The organism is Pseudomonas sp. SC3(2021) (genome assembly GCF_019856535.1).
In the GTDB taxonomy this organism is placed as follows: Bacteria; Pseudomonadota; Gammaproteobacteria; order Pseudomonadales; family Pseudomonadaceae; genus Aquipseudomonas; species Aquipseudomonas monsensis.
In genome coordinates, this window is sequence record NZ_CP082236.1 from 6,224,315 (window position 1) to 6,243,761 (window position 19,447).

General features: G+C 60.5%; 16 protein-coding genes. 8 read left to right on the forward strand and 8 right to left on the reverse strand.

Annotated features, from left to right (window positions below; genetic code table 11):
- Positions 1 to 4: 4 nt before the first annotated feature.
- The 7 genes from flgK to K5Y35_RS27650 form a co-directional block, all read right to left on the reverse strand.
- Positions 5 to 2,065, reverse strand: a complete 2,061-nt coding sequence (flgK, locus tag K5Y35_RS27620) for a flagellar hook-associated protein FlgK (protein WP_123465698.1) — start codon at positions 2,063 to 2,065, stop codon at positions 5 to 7.
- A gap of 22 nt (positions 2,066 to 2,087) precedes the next feature.
- Positions 2,088 to 3,380: a flagellar assembly peptidoglycan hydrolase FlgJ gene (flgJ, locus tag K5Y35_RS27625; RefSeq protein ID WP_222833431.1), complete on the reverse strand. Its 1,293-nt coding sequence runs from the start codon at positions 3,378 to 3,380 to the stop codon at positions 2,088 to 2,090.
- Positions 3,381 to 3,391: 11 nt separating this feature from the next.
- Positions 3,392 to 4,480 (reverse strand): flagellar basal body P-ring protein FlgI, encoded by a 1,089-nt coding sequence (locus K5Y35_RS27630; RefSeq protein ID WP_222833432.1) that lies wholly within the window; start codon positions 4,478 to 4,480, stop codon positions 3,392 to 3,394.
- A gap of 27 nt (positions 4,481 to 4,507) precedes the next feature.
- Positions 4,508 to 5,203 carry a flagellar basal body L-ring protein FlgH gene (flgH, locus tag K5Y35_RS27635; protein ID WP_007965503.1) on the reverse strand — a complete coding sequence of 232 codons (696 nt, stop codon included), beginning with the start codon at positions 5,201 to 5,203 and terminating at the stop codon, positions 4,508 to 4,510.
- A 52-nt stretch (positions 5,204 to 5,255) separates the two neighbouring features.
- A complete protein-coding gene (gene flgG, locus K5Y35_RS27640) occupies positions 5,256 to 6,041 on the reverse strand; it encodes a flagellar basal-body rod protein FlgG (RefSeq protein WP_123465693.1) in 786 nt (261 codons plus the stop codon).
- Positions 6,042 to 6,086: 45 nt separating this feature from the next.
- On the reverse strand, positions 6,087 to 6,827 hold the full coding sequence (locus tag K5Y35_RS27645) for a flagellar basal body rod protein FlgF (protein ID WP_093439577.1): 741 nt from the start codon (positions 6,825 to 6,827) through the stop codon (positions 6,087 to 6,089).
- A gap of 362 nt (positions 6,828 to 7,189) precedes the next feature.
- On the reverse strand, positions 7,190 to 8,752 hold the full coding sequence (locus K5Y35_RS27650; protein WP_128616486.1) for a sigma-54-dependent transcriptional regulator: 1,563 nt from the start codon (positions 8,750 to 8,752) through the stop codon (positions 7,190 to 7,192).
- A gap of 374 nt (positions 8,753 to 9,126) precedes the next feature.
- Between K5Y35_RS27650 and phhA the strand changes: the two genes are divergently transcribed.
- The 6 genes from phhA to K5Y35_RS27675 all read left to right on the forward strand — a co-directional run bounded on the left by phhA (position 9,127) and on the right by K5Y35_RS27675 (position 13,540).
- Entirely contained in the window at positions 9,127 to 9,918 is a 792-nt protein-coding gene (phhA, locus tag K5Y35_RS27655) for a phenylalanine 4-monooxygenase (RefSeq protein WP_123465689.1), read from the forward strand.
- A 117-nt stretch (positions 9,919 to 10,035) separates the two neighbouring features.
- Complete coding sequence (locus K5Y35_RS27660; protein WP_003222798.1) at positions 10,036 to 10,392, forward strand: 4a-hydroxytetrahydrobiopterin dehydratase; 357 nt, start codon at positions 10,036 to 10,038, stop codon at positions 10,390 to 10,392.
- On the forward strand, positions 10,392 to 11,585 hold the full coding sequence (locus K5Y35_RS27665) for an amino acid aminotransferase (protein ID WP_123465687.1): 1,194 nt from the start codon (positions 10,392 to 10,394) through the stop codon (positions 11,583 to 11,585). The genes K5Y35_RS27660 and K5Y35_RS27665 overlap by 1 nt, the downstream gene beginning before the upstream one ends.
- A 268-nt stretch (positions 11,586 to 11,853) precedes the next feature.
- Complete coding sequence (locus tag K5Y35_RS28000) at positions 11,854 to 11,985, forward strand: hypothetical protein (protein WP_261991227.1); 132 nt, start codon at positions 11,854 to 11,856, stop codon at positions 11,983 to 11,985.
- 69 nt (positions 11,986 to 12,054) lie between these two features.
- Positions 12,055 to 12,237, forward strand: a complete 183-nt coding sequence (locus tag K5Y35_RS27670; RefSeq protein ID WP_123465685.1) for a hypothetical protein — start codon at positions 12,055 to 12,057, stop codon at positions 12,235 to 12,237.
- Positions 12,238 to 12,352: 115 nt separating this feature from the next.
- Positions 12,353 to 13,540 carry an MFS transporter gene (locus tag K5Y35_RS27675; RefSeq protein ID WP_186748333.1) on the forward strand — a complete coding sequence of 396 codons (1,188 nt, stop codon included), beginning with the start codon at positions 12,353 to 12,355 and terminating at the stop codon, positions 13,538 to 13,540.
- Here K5Y35_RS27675 and arfB read toward each other — a convergent pair.
- Positions 13,537 to 13,950 (reverse strand): alternative ribosome rescue aminoacyl-tRNA hydrolase ArfB, encoded by a 414-nt coding sequence (gene arfB, locus K5Y35_RS27680; RefSeq protein WP_095050152.1) that lies wholly within the window; start codon positions 13,948 to 13,950, stop codon positions 13,537 to 13,539. The two genes, K5Y35_RS27675 and arfB, sit on opposite strands and share 4 nt — an antisense overlap.
- A gap of 457 nt (positions 13,951 to 14,407) precedes the next feature.
- Between arfB and K5Y35_RS27685 the strand changes: the two genes are divergently transcribed.
- Both K5Y35_RS27685 and K5Y35_RS27690 read left to right on the forward strand, forming a co-directional pair.
- Entirely contained in the window at positions 14,408 to 14,671 is a 264-nt protein-coding gene (locus K5Y35_RS27685) for a PAAR domain-containing protein (RefSeq protein ID WP_007920142.1), read from the forward strand.
- Between the two features lie 116 nt (positions 14,672 to 14,787).
- Positions 14,788 to 19,446 carry an RHS repeat-associated core domain-containing protein gene (locus K5Y35_RS27690; protein ID WP_261991228.1) on the forward strand — a complete coding sequence of 1,553 codons (4,659 nt, stop codon included), beginning with the start codon at positions 14,788 to 14,790 and terminating at the stop codon, positions 19,444 to 19,446.
- Position 19,447: the final 1 nt, after the last annotated feature.

Sequence of the window (19,447 nt, forward strand, 5' to 3'; positions counted from 1 at the left end):
CTCCTTAAAGACTGTTGATCAGTGTGCTGAAGGTTTCCTGCGCAGCCTTGATGATCTGCGAGGAGGCGGTGTAGTACTGCTGGAACTTGACCAGGTTGCCGGTCTCTTCGTCGAGGTCGACACCGGACAGCGAGTCACGGGCGCCCTTCGCGTTGGCCAGAATCGCATCGGTGGCGGCACTGTCGAGCTTGCCCTGAGCGGCTTTGGCACCGACGCCTTCGACCAGTTTGCCGTAAGCATCGGTCAGCGAAATGCCTTTGCTGGCAGAGCCGGTGTCGACGGTTTGTTTGGTCTGCAGGTCAGCGAGGACACCGCCGTTGCGGTTGTCCAGCGTGCCCGGCTGGCTGAGGCTGACGTTGACCGCCGTGCCCTTGCCTGGCGAACCGGCAACGGTCATGTCGAAATTGACGGTGTACTGAGTGGCGGGCGCAGGTGGAATCGCCGCACCGGTCGAGTCCTTGAGCGGAATGCTCAGGCTCAGGGTGTTGGTCTGGCCCGGCTTGATGGTGCCGCTGCTGAGCACGCCACCCTTGGCGTCCAGCAGTTGATAGCCCTGGCTGGTGCCATCTGCCGACGGATCACCAAACACCACTTTGACCGGCGTCGAGTACTTCATGCCGTTCTGCATCGCAGTGGTGGTGGTCGGGTCGTAGATGTCGAACTTGGTGGTCAGGGTCGGCTGACCGCTGGCCGGAATGGTCAGCGTGCCGCTGCCACCCGGAGCAATGGCGGCGCCCAACGGAGCGGCGATGGCCAGACGCTTGGAGTCGGTCATCTCGGTCTTGATGTTGGCTGCGGCATTGCGGGTCGGGGTGATCTTGAACGTGTCGCCCGCCGCTGCCGTGCCGCCAGTGAGATTCAGAGAGAAGCCGTCGATCACCGGAGCCGGGGTGGTGGTGGTGCTGAACGCGCCCATCGCAGTGCCTTCCGGCAGCCGCTGCACGGTGTAGTCCGTGGCGCTGGTGAAGGTCACCTTGTAATCGTTGATGGTCAGTTTGCCGGAGTCTTTGATGCTCACATCGAAGTTGCCGGAACCGGCACTGTTGCCAATGGTAGCGGTGCTGCGCGAAGCCATGCTGGCCGCGGTGTTGATGCTGTTGAACAGGTTGCCGCCGAAGTCACCGTTCTTGTCGATGCCCTGGCCCTGAATCGAGTTCATCTGATCGGCAACGACCAGCGCAACGCGGCCCAGTTCGTTCATCGCCGGGTCCAGCACGGTGCTGCGATAACGCAGCAGACCGCCGATTTCACCACCGGTAATGCCCGAGGTGATGTCGATGGAAGTCGAACCGTTGTTGATCTGGATGCCCATGCGCGACGGGTCGGCCTTGGTTGGCGTGACTTCCAGTTTGCTGGCGGTGCCACCCATGACCAACGGCTGACCGTTGCCCAGGTAGATGTCCATGTTGCCGCCACGCTCGACCACCTGCGCACCGGTGAAGGTGGACAGCTGGCGAATGGTCTCGTTGCGCGCGTCGAGCAGCTCGTTGGGCTGGCCGCCGGCGTTGGAAATTTCGGAAATCTTCTGGTTCAACTGGGCCACGGTGGACGCCAGTTTGTTGACCTGATCGGCCATGCTCGACAGGTTGCCGTTGATGTCCTGGTTCTGCGCGTTCAACTGACTGGAAACCGAGTTGAAGCGAGCGCTCAGGGCCTGCGCATCACTGAGCAGTAACTGACGCGAAGCATCGTCACCCGGCTTGGCGTTGACGTTCTGCACCGAGGCGAAGAACTTGGTCAGTGCACCATTGAGGCCGGTGCCACTGTCGGACAGCAACTTGTCCAGCGGGGTGACCTGACCCAGGTACGCCGCGGCATCGCTGTTGAGCGAAGTGGTGGTCTGCAACTGGGCATCAATGTAGCTGTTGTACACCCGGCGCACGTCAGCCAGGGTGGTACCGGTGCCGATCCAGAGATTGCCACTCTGAATCGAGCCTTTTGAATTCTGCACGGTTTGCTGGCGCGAGTACCCGGCCGTATCGACGTTGGCAATGTTGTTGCCCGTCACCATCAAAGAAGATTGGCTAGCGGATAAACCCGACATCCCGATGTTGAGCAAACTCATGGTTCAAACCTTACTGTATGTTTTATAGAGGCGTTGTCGAAACGCCCGCCGCAGCGTAGTTCTGGTTAACGTTCATCTGCTTGGCAATCTGCGAAATCTTGCTCGCGTAGTTCGGGTCGGTGGCGTAACCGGCCTTTTGCAACTCGCGTACAAACTGTTCTGGGTTATCGGCCGACTTCAGCACTTCTTGATAGCGATTATTGCTCTGCAGCAAAGTCACCAGATCGTGGAAGCTGTCCTTGTACGAGGCATAGGAACGGAACTCGGCCGTCTCCTTGACCATCTCCCCGTTGCGGAATTCGCTGGTGATCGCCCGGGCCGAATCGCCCTTCCAGTTACTGCTGGCCTTGATACCGAACAGGTTGTGACTGCTGCTGCCATCCTGGGCGCGCATGACCGATTTGCCCCAACCGGTTTCCAGTGCCGCCTGCGCCACCAGATAGCGCGGATCGACGCCGATACGGTCGGCGGCTTCCTTGGCCATCGGCAGCATGGTGTTGACGAATTCGTCGGCAGAACTGAAGGCTTTTTTCGCCGGCGCCAAGGGAATCTGCGCCATTGCGCGGCCATAGACCTGCATCGACCCGCCGGAGGCTTTTTCGTTTTCGGCACGCGCCAGCCAGTCGCCGTTGTACAGCGGTCCGGCGCCGGTCGTGGCGGCGGTCGCGGCGCGCTGCGGCAATTGACTGGCGGCGGTCGGCGTGGCCGACGGCACCAGACCGGCCAGCAACCGATCGGCCAGTTTCGGCGGCAAGGCCAGACGACGCTGGTTGATCAGCGCCATGTCATTACGGTGAGAAATATCGGTGCTCGGCGCATTCACCGAACGCGATGCCCACAACGGACGTTCGCCATTGAGGCGCGACAACGGCCCGTGGGTGGCGACAGTGCCGGCGGCCACCGGGGTGACCACGGCGGCGGCCTTGGCTTTGGCTTCTTCCTGCTTGGCGGCGGACGCCGCCGCAGCCTCACCCGGCGCCATCGGTTTGTTCTTCGACATCTGGCGCATCAACACGTCGGCCAGGCCGATACCACCGCCCTCGCGCGACAACGACACTGCCAGTTGCTGGTCGTACATTTCCTGATACTGCTTGGCTGCCGGCGTGTTGAGCGGGTTGTCCTGGCCCAGCGCTTCAGTGGCCGAACGCATCGACTTGAGCATTTCACCGAGGAACAGCGATTCGAATTCCTGCGCCACTTTGCGCATGTTCGCATCGCTGTTCTTGTCACCGACCTTGAGCTGGTTCAGGCGATTGAGGTCCGAGTACGAACCCGAATCGTTGCTGCTGACCAGACCGCTCTTGCGCATATCCATGAGTGTCGGCCTCAGATCACGATCAGGTCGGCTTGCAACGCGCCGGCCTGTTTCAGTGCTTCAAGAATGGCCATCAAGTCACCCGGTGCCGCGCCGACCTGGTTCACCGCCCGCACGATCTCGTCGAGGGTGGTGCCCGGACCGAACTTGAACATCGGCTTGGCTTCTTGCTGGGCATTGACCCGCGAACGCGGCACGACGGCGGTCTGGCCGTTGGACAATGGACCTGGCTGGCTGACGATCGGGTCTTCGGTGATGGTCACGGTCAGGCTGCCGTGGGTCACGGCGGCCGGCGAGACCTTCACGTTCTGGCCGATGACGATGGTGCCGGTACGCGAGTTGATGATGACTTTCGCCACGGCCTGGCCCGGATCGACCTCAAGGTTTTCCAGGATCGACAGGTAGTCGACGCGCTGGCTCGGATCAAGCGGTGCAGTGACGCGGATCGAACCGCCGTCGATGGCTTGCGCCACGCCAGGGCCGAGCATGTCGTTGATCTTGTCGACGATGCGCTTGGCGGTGGTGAAGTCGGAACGGTTGAGGTTCAGCGTCAGGCTGTTGCCCTGGTTGAAACCGCTCGGCACCGAACGCTCGACCGAAGCACCGCCGGGAATACGACCGGCCGACGGAACGTTGACGGTGATCTTCGAACCGTCGCGCCCTTCGGCGTCGAAACCACCGACCACCAGGTTGCCCTGAGCGATGGCGTAGACGTTACCGTCGATACCCTTGAGCGGGGTCAGCAACAGGGTGCCGCCGCGCAGGCTCTTGGAGTTACCGATGGACGACACGGTGATGTCGACCTGCTGACCCGGTTTGGCGAACGCCGGCAGATCGGCACTTACCGACACCGCCGCAACGTTTTTCAACTGCACGTTGCCCGATCCCGGCGGCACCTTGATGCCGAACTGCGAGAGCATGTTGTTGAAGGTCTGCAGGGTGAACGGGGTCTGTGTCGTCTGGTCGCCGGTGCCGTTAAGCCCGACCACCAGGCCGTAACCGATCAACTGGTTGGAACGCACGCCGGAAATGCTGGCGATATCTTTCAGCCGCTCGGCGTGGGCAGCAAAGGCTGCGGACAACAGGGCCGCAGCCAGCATGAGGCTCTTGAAATTCAAAGTCGCCACCTAGAAAGGGAACAGCGGGCTGAGGAAGAAACGGTCGAACCAGCCTGGCTGACTCGCATCGGCAAACGAACCGGTGCCCGAGTAGGTGATGCGCGCATCGGCGACACGGGTCGACGACACGGTGTTGTCGGTGGCAATGTCATCAGCGCGCACCAGACCTGCGATCCGCACCAACTCGTCGCCGGTGTTGAGGGTCATCCACTTCTCGCCGCGCACGGCGATGATGCCGTTGGGCAGCACGTCAGCCACGGTCACGGTGATCGAACCGGTCAGGGTGTTGCCCTGCGCCGCCTTGCTGTCGCCTTTGGTCGCACGGTCGCCGCTGTAGCCGACGTCCAGGCTCAGGTCGTTACCGCCCAACGGGTTGTTGGTGGTACCGCTGCCGCCGAACAGCGACGTCAGGCCGATGCCGGTCTTGCTGTTCTTGGCCACTTGCGAGTTGGCGTTCTTGCTCGCCTGAGTCTTCTCGTTCAGCGTGATGGTGATGATGTCACCGACGCGGAACGCCTTGCGGTCGCTGTACAGGTTCTGCTCGAAGCCGGCCTGATAGATCGAGCCGTTGTTGGCCGCAGCCGGCAATGGCGTGCGCGGCAACACCGGGGCGTAGTAAGGGTCATTGGGCTTGGGCGTCGGCGCGACGCAGCCCGCGAGCGAGACGACCCCACCCAATGCCAGAACAGATACGAAGCGTTTCATGACCCTACCTCACGGTGTTGCTGGCGGCCTCATGGCCGCCTCATAGACTGGATTACAGATTCTGCGTTACGAACGAGAGCATCTGGTCGGCGGTGGAGATCACCTTGGAGTTCATCTCGTAGGCGCGCTGAGTGGTGATCATGTTGACCATCTCCTCAACAGTGCTGACGTTCGAGGTTTCCAGAGTGTTCTGCAGCATGGTGCCGAAACCGTTCAGGCCCGGGGTACCGACTTGCGGCGCACCGGAAGCGGCGGTTTCCAGGAACAGGTTGTTGCCCACGGCCTGCAGACCGGCCGGGTTGATGAAGTCGGCGGTTTGCAGGTTGCCGATCACCTGGGACGCCGGGTTGCCGGCAATGGTGATCGACACGGTGCCGTCGCGGCCTACGGTGAAGGTCTGGGCATCGTTCGGAATGACGATGGCCGGTTCCAGGGCGAAACCGCTGGCGTTGACGATCTGGCCATTGGAATCGAGGTGGAACGTACCGTCACGGGTGTAGGACGTGGTGCCGTCCGGCTGCAGGATCTGGAAGAAACCACGACCGTCGATGGCCATGTCCAGCGGCTGCTCGGTGGTTTGCAGGCTGCCAGCGGTGAAGTTTTTCTGCGTGCCGACGATGCGCACACCGGTACCCACCTGCAGACCGGACGGCAGTTCGCTGTCCTGGGTCGACTGGGCGCCTGGCTGACGCTTGATCTGATACAGCAGGTCCTGGAACTCGGCGCGGTCACGTTTGAAACCCGTGGTCGAGACGTTCGCCAGGTTGTTGGAAATGGTGGTCAGGTTGGTGTCCTGGGCGGACAGACCGGTTTTGGCAACCCATAGAGCCGGAAGCATTCGATTCTCCTCGTGCGCCTGTTTTACGGCGCGACGTTCTGATAATTAGCTGATCTGCAAGACCCGAGCCATGGCCTGGTCGTCGTCTTTGGCGGTGTTCATCATCTTGACGTGCAATTCGAACTGCTTGGCCAGGGCCAGCACCGAAGTCATTTCTTCCACGGCGTTGACGTTGCTCGACTCGAGGAAACCCGACACCAGTTTGACGTTGGCGTCGGCCGGCGCAGGCTGGCCGTCCTTGGTGTAAATCGAGCCGTCGAGGCCCTTGTTCATGTTCTTGATGTCCGGGTTGACCAGCTTGATCCGGTCGACTTCCGCCATGACGCGCGGGCCTTCGCCCATCGCACGAATACTGATGGTGCCGTCTTCGCCGACTTCGATCTGCTGCTCGGGCGGCACGGCGATCGGACCGCCATTGCCCATCACCGGCATGCCGTTGCCGGCGCGCAGCACGCCGAGGGCGTCGACGTTGAGGCTACCGGTGCGCACGTAGCTTTCGCCGCCGTTCGGGTTCTGCACGGCGATCCAGCCGTTGCCGGTGACGGCGACATCGAGGTCACGGCCGGTCTGTACCAGCGAGCCTGGGGTGAAATCCGTGGCCGGGCGTTCGCTCATGGCAAAGGCACGCGCCGGAAAGCTGTCACCGAACACCGGCATCGAACGCGCCTGCTCCAGGTCGCGCTGAAAACCGTTGGTGGAGATGTTCGCCAGGTTGTTGGCATGGGCCTTTTGCGCCAGTGCGTTCTGGCTGGCGCCGGTCATTGCCACATAAAGGTACTTGTCCACACTCTTTCCTCTGCATGCCGGACGTTTGCCGCCCACCGCTGTACTGCTGAGCCATAAGCAATTTGCAGACCAACTTTTTTCTGGCGGCTGGCGACCCGATAAACAAAGGACTTGAGGGAATCAGAGGGGAAACTTGAAATGTATCGAAGTCGAAAAACCGGCGGTGTTATGCCGCTTGGCGGCAATCCCGATCTCTGCGGCTGAAGGAGAACTTGTGGTGAGGGGATTTATCCCCCGATGGGTGGCGAAGCCGCCCCGCTTTTCCTTCAGGACGACCTCATTTGTAGGTTTTGCGACTGCTACGCAGCCGATCGGGGATAAATCCCCTCGCCACAAAAGCGCTTGATACCACAGCATTGCTGTTAGTTTTCGGGGTCTTTGCCCACTTCATATTCGCGCAGTTTGTTGGCAATCGTGGTGTGCGAAACCCCCAGCCGCTTGCCCAACTGCCGGCTGCTTGGATGTTCGGAATACAGCCGCTCCAGCACCGCTTTTTCGAAACGCCCGACAATCTCGTCCAGACCACCTTCAAGCGAGAAATCGCCAAGCGGCTGACGCACGCCGTAATCCGGCAGGCGAATATGCTCAGCCTTCACCGTGCCGCCGTCGCACAGCGAAACCGCCTGGAACAGCACGTTCTCCAACTGCCGCACGTTACCCGGCCAATGGTAATGACTGAGACGATCCATCGCCGCCGGCGCCAGTTTCGGCAGCGAGCAACCGATCTGCCGACTGGCCTGATCGAGGAAGTGCTCCACCAGTGGCGTCAACCCGTCGAGGCATTCGCGCAAGGGCGGGATGTGCAGCGACAGCACATTCAAACGGTGATACAGATCCTGGCGAAACTCACCGCGTGCGCACAGTTCGGACAAGTCCACCTGAGTCGCGCAGATCACCCGCACATCCAGATACACCTCTTCATCGCTGCCGACCCGCCGGAAGCAACCGTCCTGCAGAAAGCGCAGCAGTTTTACTTGAAGGCGCGGGCTCATCTCGCCAACGCCATCGAGAAACAGCGTACCGCCCGCCGTCAGCTCCAGCAGACCGAGCTTGCCTTCGGCGCGCGCCCCTTCGAACGCGCCCGGTCCGTAACCGAACAGCTCGGTCTCGGCCATGGACTCCGGCAAGCCGGCGCAATTGAGCGCCATCAACGGCGATTGCCCACGCGGGCTGGCGAGATGGCAGGCACGCGCCAGCAACTCTTTGCCGGTGCCGGTCTCGCCTTCGATCAACAGCGGCGCATCCAGCGGCGCCATGCGCCGGGCTTCACGCACCACCGCCGCCATCACTTTCGAGCTCTGGAAGATGCTGTCGAAACCGCGCAACTCCTGTTTGCGTACGTTGTAGATACGCTCGCCAACCCGGTCGGCACGGTGCAGTGTCAGCACCGCGCCGGCCATCGCTTCGCTGTCGTCATGCTCCGATTGCAGCGGCGCGATATCGGCCAGAAAGATGTCGCCCTTGACCTTGACCCGCATGCCATTGATGCGCGACTTGTTGGCGCGCACCAGTTCCGGCAGGTCGAAATCTTCGGCATAACGCGACAGCGGTATCCCCGGCACCTCATCGACGCGCACCCCGAGCAACTGCGCCGCCGCGCGGTTGGCGGCGACAATCGAGCCGCCCATGTCGATCGACAACACCGGAAACTCCAGCGCACCGAGCAAGGCATTCAATTCCATGTGCCGACGCTCGCTCGGCATCAACCCGACACGCTTGACACCAAACACCCCGGCAATCGCCTCGAACTTCGGCCGCAGCGCCTGAAACTGGATGTTGATCAGGTTCGGGCAATGCAGATAGATCGCGTTGCCATGCTCGCCACCCACTTCACCGCGCGCCACGTTGATCCCGTAGGCGACCAGCAAGTTGAGAATGTCGCGCAGGATGCCGATGCGGTTCTGGCAATGGACTTTGATGCGCATAAAAATCGTCCGAATAAACGATAAAGAACCTGTAGGAGTGAGCCTGCTCGCGATAGCGGTTTATCAGGCTGTACTGAAGGTGAATGACACACCGCTTTCGCGAGCAGGCTCACTCCTACAGGGGGACTGCGCCAGACTTTTCTGTCGAGGCGCGCAGATAGTTGTCAAGATTATGTGACAGCCATCGACCTTTTCAAACCCACTAATGACCGTAAACGCGAGTTATCCTGCAAAGCGTAACGATTATTTTACGATTTAAAGAGAAATTTCCTACGCAGAGGCGTTTCAACCTGCTGCACATCAATGCGCTCTCGGGTAATCCTGAATCCATCGCTGGACATAACAAGAACGAATTCCCCTAGCAGGAGAGCAGTATGAAGCAGACGCAATACGTGGCCCGCGAGCCCGATGCGCAAGGTTTTATCGACTACCCCGCCGAAGAACACGCGGTGTGGAATACGCTGATCACTCGCCAGCTGAAAGTGATCGAAGGGCGTGCTTGCCAGGAGTACCTGGACGGTATCGAGAAACTCGGTCTGCCACACGATCGCATTCCGCAACTGGGCGAGATCAACAAAGTGCTCGGCGAGACCACCGGCTGGCAGGTCGCCCGCGTCCCGGCGCTGATCCCCTTCCAGACCTTTTTCGAATTGCTCGCCAGCAAACAGTTTCCGGTGGCCACCTTCATTCGCACCCGCGAAGAGCTGGACTACCTGCAAGAGCCAGACATTTTCCACGAGATCTTCGGCCACTGCCCGCTGCTGACCAACCCGTGGTTCGCCGAATTCACCCACACCTACGGCAAGCTCGGCCTGCAGGCCACCAAGGAAGAGCGCGTGTATCTGGCGCGCCTGTACTGGATGACCATCGAGTTTGGCCTGGTCGACACCCCGCAAGGCAAACGCATCTACGGCGGCGGCATCCTGTCCTCGCCGAAAGAGACCGTTTATTGCCTGTCGGACGAGCCTGAGCATCAGCCGTTCGATCCGCTGGAAGCCATGCGCACGCCGTATCGCATCGACATCCTGCAGCCGTTGTACTTTGTCCTGCCGAACCTCAAGCGCCTGTTCGACGTAGCCCATGAAGACATCATGGCCATGGTCAAGCAAGGCATGCAGCTGGGTCTGCACGCGCCGAAATTTCCGCCGAAACCGAAAGCCGCGTGAACCGCGACTTTTGCTGACAATTGAGCCTGTCCGTCGCCGCCACTTTGGTTTAGCGTGACGGCATTGACAGCTCAAAAGCTTTAATAAAAAAAACACTCTCGATTTCAGGAATACATCATGTCCACTTTGAACCAAGCCCACTGCGAAGCCTGCCGCGCCGATGCGCCACAAGTCAGCGATGAAGAACTGCCGATCCTGATCAAGCAGATCCCTGACTGGAACATCGAAGTGCGCGACAGCATCATGCAACTGGAGAAGGTCTTCCTGTTCAAGAACTTCAAGCATGCACTGGCGTTCACCAACGCAGTCGGCGAAATCTCCGAGGCCGAGGGTCACCACCCGGGCCTGCTGACCGAGTGGGGCAAAGTCACCGTGACCTGGTGGAGCCACTCGATCAAGGGCCTGCACCGCAACGACTTCATCATGGCTGCGCGCACTGACGAAGTGGCCAAGACCGCAGAAGGACGCAAGTAATGCACTTCGACGCCATCGGCCGGGTACCCGGCGACCCGATCCTCGGTTTGATGGAGGCCTATGCGCAGGACAGCAATCCGCGCAAGTTCGACCTCGGCGTTGGCGTCTACAAGGATGCCCAGGGCCTGACGCCGATCCCCGAAGCGGTGAAAATCGCCGAGGCGCGCCTGGTCGAAAGCCAGGACACCAAGACCTACATCGGCGGTCACGGCAATCCGTTGTTCGGCAAGGTCATCAATGAGCTGGTGCTCGGCGCCGACTCGAAGCTGATCGCCGCACAACGTGCCGGCGCCACCCAGACGCCGGGCGGCACCGGGGCCCTGCGTCTGGCGGCAGACTTCATCGCCCAATGCCTGCCGGGCAAGGGCGTGTGGCTGAGCAACCCGACCTGGCCGATCCACGAAACGATTTTCGCCACCGCCGGGGTCAAGGTCAGTCACTACCCGTATGTGGGCAGCGACAACCGCCTCGACGTCGACGCCATGCTCGCCGTGCTCAACGAAGTACCGAAAGGCGATGTGGTGCTGCTGCATGCGTGCTGCCACAACCCGACCGGTTTCGACCTGAGCCATGACGACTGGCAACGCGTGCTCGACGTGGTGCGCAGCCGCAATCTGCTGCCGCTGATCGACTTCGCCTATCAGGGCTTTGGCGACGGGCTGGAACAGGATGCGTGGTCGACCCGACTGTTCGCCGCCGAAGTGCCCGAGTTGCTGATCACCAGTTCATGCTCGAAGAACTTCGGCCTGTACCGCGACCGCACCGGTGCGCTGATCGTCTGCGCGAAAACCGCCGACAAGCTCATCGACATCCGCAGCCAGTTGGCCAACATCGCTCGCAACCTGTGGTCGACGCCACCGGATCACGGCGCGGCGGTGGTCGCGACCATCCTCGCCGACCCGGAGCTGAAAGCGCGCTGGGCCGACGAAGTGGAAGCCATGCGTTTGCGCATCGCCCAGTTGCGTAGCGGTCTGGTCGAAGCGCTGGAGCCACACGGCTTGCGTGAGCGCTTTGCGCACATTGGCGTGCAGCGCGGGATGTTTTCCTACACCGGCCTGTCGCCGGAGCAAGTGAAACAATTGCGTGAGCAGCACAGCGTGTACATGGTCAGCTCGGGCCGGGCCAACGTCGCCGGCATCGACGCTACGCGTCTCGCCTTGCTGGCCGACGCCATTGCCAACGTCTGCAAGTAATACCGCAACCCCCTGTAGGAGTGAGCCTGCTCGCGATGGCGGTGTATCAGTCAACTTAAATGCTGGCTGACACACCGCCATCGCGAGCAGGCTCACTCCTACCGTTGTTTTTGCGGTGACCTTTTGCTTTTGCCCTCCCCCTGCGGCCATCTGTCGCATTAATTTGAATTAAAAGTCTGATTGTCATTTTTCCTGCTGTATCCTGCGCAGGCTTTCAAGAAGCGCGGATCTACCAGATCTATCAACAGACTTAGCGAGGAGCGCAACCATGCACGAGATTCCTAATCTCCCCTTCCCAAGCCTGCACGTACCTGAGCAGACGACCACGCAGCAAGCCGGAGCCCAACAGCCCGAGCCGAAAGAAGCAGTTGACAGCCGCCCGGCCGACAACGACGAGTAAAACCCGCCGTACAGACCGTGTGGAAAGCGCTAACATGCGCTTTCCACACTGCCTGAATCCGAGCCCGCCATGACCGACGAATTCTCCGAAAGCCAAGCCGCCGTCCTGATCGGCGCGACCGAGAAAATGATCGAGATCTGGAACCGCCTCTCCCCGGAAAAACGCGCCGCCCTCCTCGCCCGTTTCGGCAGCGAAGAAAATGCCCTCGCCGCCCTGGTCACCACGCAACTGGTCGCCCCGGCCAAGTCCTGATGCCAGCACCCTGCAAATAGTTTTACTGTTGCCCACCTCAGCGTCGTCCGCGCCGCTATCATAAGCAGCCTATCTAATCCTGCTTTGCCGTGGATCGTTTCCCATGTCGTCCTCTATGCCACAACCCCAGCGCCCCCTGGCGGTCACGCTGCAAGTCGTTTCCATCGTCCTCTTCACCTTTATCGGCTACCTGAACATCGGTATTCCGCTCGCAGTGCTGCCGGGCTATGTCCACAGCGATTTGGGCTTTGGCGCGGTGGTCGCGGGCCTGGTGATCAGCGTGCAATACCTGGCCACCCTGCTCAGCCGCCCGTACGCCGGCAAGATCATCGACAACCAGGGCAGCAAACGTGCGGTGATGATCGGGCTGGCCGGTTGTGGCTTGAGCGGTGTGTTCATGCTGATTTCGGCCTGGACCCCGAACCTGCCCATGCTCAGCCTGATCAGCCTGTTGATCGGCCGCCTGGTGCTGGGCAGCGCGGAAAGCCTGGTCGGTTCCGGTTCAATTGGCTGGGGCATCGGCCGGGTCGGCGCGGCGAACACCGCCAAAGTGATCTCGTGGAACGGCATCGCCAGTTACGGCGCACTGGCGGTCGGCGCGCCGTTCGGGGTGTGGCTGGTCGGCCAGTTGGGGCTGTGGAGCATGGGCGTCAGCATCATTCTGCTGGCAGCACTGGGCTTGCTGCTGGCGTGGCCGAAAACCGCCGCGCCGATTGTCGCCGGCGAACGTCTGCCGTTCATGCACGTGCTCGGCCGCGTCTTCCCCCACGGTTGCGGACTGGCGCTGGGCTCGATCGGCTTTGGCACCATCGCCACCTTCATCACCCTGTATTACGCGACACAGCATTGGGACAACGCGGTGCTGTGCCTGAGCCTGTTCGGCGCCAGCTTCATCGGTGCGCGCCTGCTGTTCGGCAACCTGATCAATCGCCTCGGCGGCTTCCGCGTAGCGATCGCCTGCCTGTCCGTAGAAACCCTGGGGCTGCTGCTGTTGTGGCTGGCGCCGGACGCGCATTGGGCGCTGGCCGGCGCGGCACTGAGCGGTTTCGGTTTCTCGCTGGTATTCCCGGCGCTGGGTGTGGAAGCAGTGAATCTGGTGCCGGCCTCCAGTCGCGGCGCAGCGGTTGGCGCGTATTCGCTGTTCATCGACTTGTCGCTGGGGATCACCGGGCCATTGGCCGGGGCGATTGCGGCGGGATTCGGTTTTGCCTCGATCTTCCTCTTCGCCGCCCTCGCCTCGCTAAGTGGCTTGGCGCTTAGCGTGTATTTGTACAAACACACGGCGAAGTACCGCGAAGACTAAAAATCCACCTTGCCGCGTCCGGCCTTGATACTGCCGCGCTTGGTTTTCGATTCGAGTCGACGCTTTTTTGAACCGAGGGTCGGCTTGGTTGGACGGCGCTTCTTTTCGACTTTGGTCGCGCTGAGAATCAGCTCGACCAGACGCTCCAGCGCATCGGCGCGGTTGGCTTCCTGCGTGCGGTATTGCTGGGCCTTGATGATCAACACGCCATCGCTGGTGATGCGACTGTCGCGCAGCGCCAGCAACCGCTCCTTGTAGAACTCGGGCAGGGACGAGGCCGGAATGTCGAAGCGCAGGTGCACGGCACTGGAGACCTTGTTGACGTTCTGCCCACCGGCGCCCTGGGCGCGGATGGCTGTCAGTTCGATCTCGGCATCCGGCAGATGCACGTTGTTGGAAATCACCAGCATGGAAAAAGCGTCCGTATTCAGAACGCGCAGGATACTCCGAAACAGACCTCGAACCTGCTGAAGATCCACTGCCGGCCTTCGCCTGTTCGCGATGAGGTCAGTGCAATCAACATCGTTTTGTCAGAAATCGATCAGCCGCCCAACTGCGCAACTTCTTGCGCACCTGTCTTCGAAAAAACGCCCGCCACTCGCCTGTAGCCCTTGTTACACGGCCCCTGTAGCCGAGTGCGCAAGAAGTTGCGCAGCACTGCGCAACTTCTTGCGCACTTTGAGACGGTTTCCCACAGCAAAAAACGATTTATCTCTAAGGCACAGGACGCAAACCCTTACCGCGTAATAGCCATATAGTGGCTGGCACGGATTTTGATATCAAATCGGCACTAACGCGTGCTGAACGCAGGCAGGAAAGACAGGGTAGCTCGCCGAGCCAGCCACCCTCGGTCAAAGGAATGACGTAATGAAAGACGCAATTCGCTTGGGCGACTCCACCACGCACGGTGGCAAGGTCCTCGAAGCCTTCTCCCGCACCGACCTCAACGGCAAGCCGATTGCCGGGGTCGGTCACAAGGTCAGCTGCCCGCTGTGCAAAGGGGTTTTCCCGATTGCCGAGGGCAGCAGCACCTACACCGTCGATGGCACACCCATCGCACTGGACGGCATGAAAACCGCCTGCGGGGCCGCACTGATCGCCAGTGGCCCGAAAGGCGCGGTCGTCAGCTAATCCCGTTTTTTCACTTTGATCCGCACCTCTGAGAGGCGGCTTGCTGTCGCCCGCTCGTTGAGGTCTTCAATTTTTGTCCGCAAAGCCCAGGCCTTGTTGCCGGGTGAGATGCTGTCATGACTACTGAAATCGTAAAACGTGAACCTCAGGTTGCTATCGTTCCACTGAACGCCATCGACATTCAGGACGTTGCCAGCGGTGCGGCAACGTTCGATGCCTGGCTTCAATCCGCCAGTGGTGGGGTGGTCACTCTCGACCGGATCAAGAACGTCGCCGGCGCCTTACCCGTGGTGGGCAACATCATGGCGCTGGTCGATGCGCTGGGTGACATCGTCACGCTGTCGAATGCCCAGAAGCGTGATTTGCTGGCTTGGGCCAGTCTGGGCATCAACCTGATCGGTGTTTTGCCGCTGCCACCGGCGATGGCAGCAGCCCGTATGACGTTGCGCCCAACACTGTTTCTGGTACGTCAGGAGATGAGGGCCAGCAGTAAGATGCTGATCAGTTCGTCGGTCATCGAGATCCTGATCGGGCATTTGAACGAGTCCATCATCGGCACGCTCGACGATTTCGTTGAGCAGGCCAAAGGCAAGCTGCCGGGGATTCTGGCGGACGCTGGCAAGCTGGGTGAGGACGTCATCAACGAAATTGCCAAAGGCCTCGATACGGTGGCCAATGGCAAGCTCGACGCCAAGGGCGATCTAAAAGCGGCCAGCGCACAAGCGAGTGCGGCAGTTGATCAATTCAAGAATGATCCCCTTGCATCGTTTGGCAACATCTTCGCCGCCGCTTCCAGCGCCTATAAAGCCGCAGGCAAAGGCTTAGCCAACAGTGCCGCTGATCACCTGCTACCCGATGAGGTGAAGAAGCGGGTTGCCACGGAAACCGCAAAACTGCGGGCAATGGGCCCGGAATTACGCACACAGCTGAGCAAGCTGGACGATGAGTCAGTTCAGAACTCCATCGGTTGGTTGCTGCTGATCCTCTCCAGTGCCGTCACTCTATGGCGCAAGCGCAATGCCCACGGGCAGAACGCCGCAGTCCATACAGAGAAGACCGGTAAGGCCACGCACACGGCTTCAGAGGGCCAGTTGGGCGTTAACCAAAAGCAAGTTCCAGCGGAAAAAGCGCCCAATCCAAAGAAAGGCCCCTGTGAATGCGCCACGCCATACAGCATCAATTTCGCCATAGGCTCTGAAAGCCTCAGCCATACCGATTTCAGCCTGCCCGGTCCCTTCCCGATCGAATGGACACGCACCTACAACTCACGCCTCGACGCTTTCGATCAGAGCGAACTCGGCGCTCGCTGGATCAGCGAATTCACCACGCGCTTCGACTGCGTGGACGATGGCCTGACGTTCTGCGACGCTGACGGCCGCGACCACAGCTACCCGCTGCCAAAGGTCGGCCTGTTCCACTACGACGCCATTGAAAACATCACACTGGTTCGCAGTGGCGAAGACCAGTTGCTGTTGTGCCGTGGTTTCGAGCGCAAGGAGACCTACGTCCGCCGTGGCCAGCGCTTTGTGCTGAGCAATATTTCGCTGCGTAACGGCGCCGGGATCATGCTGCATTACGAGCATCGTCACGGCGAACACTCGCTGCTCTCCGACCTGATCACCTATCAGGAAAACGACTTCACCAAAGTGCACCTGCACCTCGGCACGATGATCGACGATCACGGTCGACTGATAGGCCTTTGGCAAATCGTTGACGGTGCCCCACTGCGACAACTCTGTGCTTACCAGTACGACGCCTATGGCGACCTGATTCAGGCGCAGGACGAGAACGGCGCAGTCTGGTCGTATCAGTTCCAGCATCACCTGATCACCCGCTACACCGACCGCACCGGGCGCGGCATGAATCTGCAGTGGAACGGTTCAAGCGCCAAGGCCAAAGCCGTGCGCGAATGGGCCGATGACGGCAGCTTCGACACGCGCCTGGAGTGGGACGAAAACATCCGTCTGACCTACGTCACCGACGCGCTCGGCAACGAGACCTGGCACTACTACGACATCCTTGGCTACACCTATCGCATTCGCTACGCGGACGAGCGTTCGGAATGGTTCTTCCGCGACGAGGCCAAGAACATCGTGCGCCGCGTCAACGCCGACGGCAGCACCGATCGCTACAGCTACGATGAACGCAGCAACCTGCTCGAACACATCCGCGCCGATCACACGGTGATGCACTACGCGTACGACGATCAGGACCTGCTGATCAAGATCAGCGACGCCGAGGGCGGTCAGTGGCAACGCGCCTATGACGATCAAGGCAATCTGGTTGAAGCGCTGGATCCGCTGGGCAACAAAACCGAATACGCCTACAACAAATCCGGCCAGCCCACCGCGATCAAGGACGCCAACGGCAACGAAAAGACCCTGGACTATAACGACGCCGGGCAGATGGTCGAGTACGTCGACTGCTCGGGCAAGACTAGCGCCTGGGAATACAACGAACTGGGGCAGATGATCTGCTTCACTGACGCCGCCGGTAACGCCACCGAATACGAATACAAGGCTGGCCAACTGGTGCTGATCAAGCACCCGGACAAGACCGAAGAGCGTTTTGAGCGCGACGCCGAAGGTCGGCTGCTGGCGCATGTCGACGCTCTCGATCGCTGCACCACCTGGAGCTACAGCGCGGCCGGTTTGATAGCCGAACGTGTCGATGCCGCCGAGCAAACCCTGCGCTACCGCTGGGACCGTCTCGGACGGCTAACGGCCCTGGAAAACGAAAACGAACAACGCGCCCACTTCCACTACGACCCGATCGGACGCCTGCTGGAAGAACGCGGTTTCGACGGACGCAGCACGCGCTATCAGTACGACCCACTCACTGGACGCCTCGCGCAATCGATCAACGGCCAACGCGTCATCTCATTGAGCTTCGACCCGATGGGCCGCTTGACCGAGCGTCGTGCCACTCTGGGCGACCAGTCGCAAAGCGAAACCTTTGCCTACGATGGCAACGGCAACCTGGTGCTGGCCGACAACGCCGACAGCCGCTTGCAATGGTTCCACGACCCGGCCGGCAATCTGCTGCGCGAACACCAGCACTACCTCGGCCTGGAAAAACCCACCGTCGCGATCTGGCAGCACGAGTACGACGTGCTCAACCAACGAGTCGCCACCGTCCGCCCCGACGGCCACCGTGTCAGTTGGCTGACCTACGGCAGCGGCCACCTGCTCGGCCTGCGCCTGGATGAACACGAACTGATCGGCTACGAACGCGACGACCTGCACCGCGAAGTCGCCCGCCATCAAGGCAACCACCTGCTGCAAACCCAGAGCTGGGACCCGGCCGGCCGTTTGCAGGAACAGTTGCTGGGACGCAGCGACGACAAATCCACGCTGCTCAAACGCGAGTACAGCTACGACGTCGCCGGCCAACTGACCGACATCAACGACAGCCGTCGCGGGCCGCTCGCCTATCGCTACGATCCGGTCGGTCGCCTGCTCAGCGCCGCCACACGTCAAGGCATGGAAACCTTCGCCTTCGACCCGGCCGGCAACCTGCTCGACGACAAAGCGACAGAAGTTCGCCGCCCACTGGACCTGACCCCACCGCGCAGCAAACTCGTCGATAACCTGCTGCGCGAATACGCCGGCACCCACTACGATTACGACGAGCGCGGTAATCAGATCCAGCGCTGGCACAACGGTCAACGCAGCGATCTGCGTTGGGACCTGTTTGATCGCCTGGTGCATTTCGAAGACCCGCGCCTGAGCGTGGATTTCGCCTACGACGCACTGGGACGCCGCCTGCACAAAAACTCCCGCGCGCACTACAAACAGCGGCCTGAAGCAGGCTCGCTCTGGAACAGAAATGAACACGCGCGCAAACAGCGCGAACTCGGCTGCGGCTTCACCTTGTACGGCTGGGACGGCGACAACCTCGCCTTTGAAAGCAGCCCGGCCCAGAGCGATGGCGAACCGGGGCGCACAGTGCACTACGTCTTCGAACCGGGGACTTTTGTGCCTGTAGCGCAGGCTGTACGGCATGCGCCAATCGAGCTGATCGGGTTGCCGGATTACAGCGGTGAATACAGCCTTGATGAAGATCCGGTGTGGAATCACAAGGCGACGGCATTACCGTTTGATGCGTTGGCCTGGTACCAGTGCGATCACTTGGGCACGCCGCAGGAACTGACGGATTCACAAGGCAACATGGCGTGGACCGCGCAGTACAAGGCGTGGGGGCAGGTGACGGAGCAGCGGTCGGAATGGGCGCGGCAGCATGGCGTGATGAACCCTATACGGTTCCAGGGGCAGTATCACGATCATGAGACGGGGCTGCACTACAATCGGCATCGGTACTATGATCCGGGGGTTGGGCGGTTTGTTAGTAAGGATCCGATTAGCTACGCGGGGGGATTGAATCTTTATGCTTATGCGCCTAACCCTATAGGCTGGGTTGATCCACTAGGGCTGACATCAACTTGCAGCTGTGGAATCGGTGGACATTTCTCGGGCACAGAAAAACCAAGGAGTGAAGGTGCTACCCCAAACTCAATTTATACAAAATCCGACAAATCCGGTCAGGTTGCTGTTCAAAATACGATCTACGATGAAAACGGAATTGCAATTGGCCAAGTAGACTTCAAGAATCATGGCGGCAGCGCAGTATCAGGACATGGCCATATAATCGATCCTCCGGGCAACCTGTCTTCTGGTCATGGCTCAAGTGCCGTCCACCTCGAGCCCGGTGCGGTTCCTCAGGGATGGGGAGTCATTCCTCCTGGTATGCAACCCTCAACACCTATAGGAAAGTAGA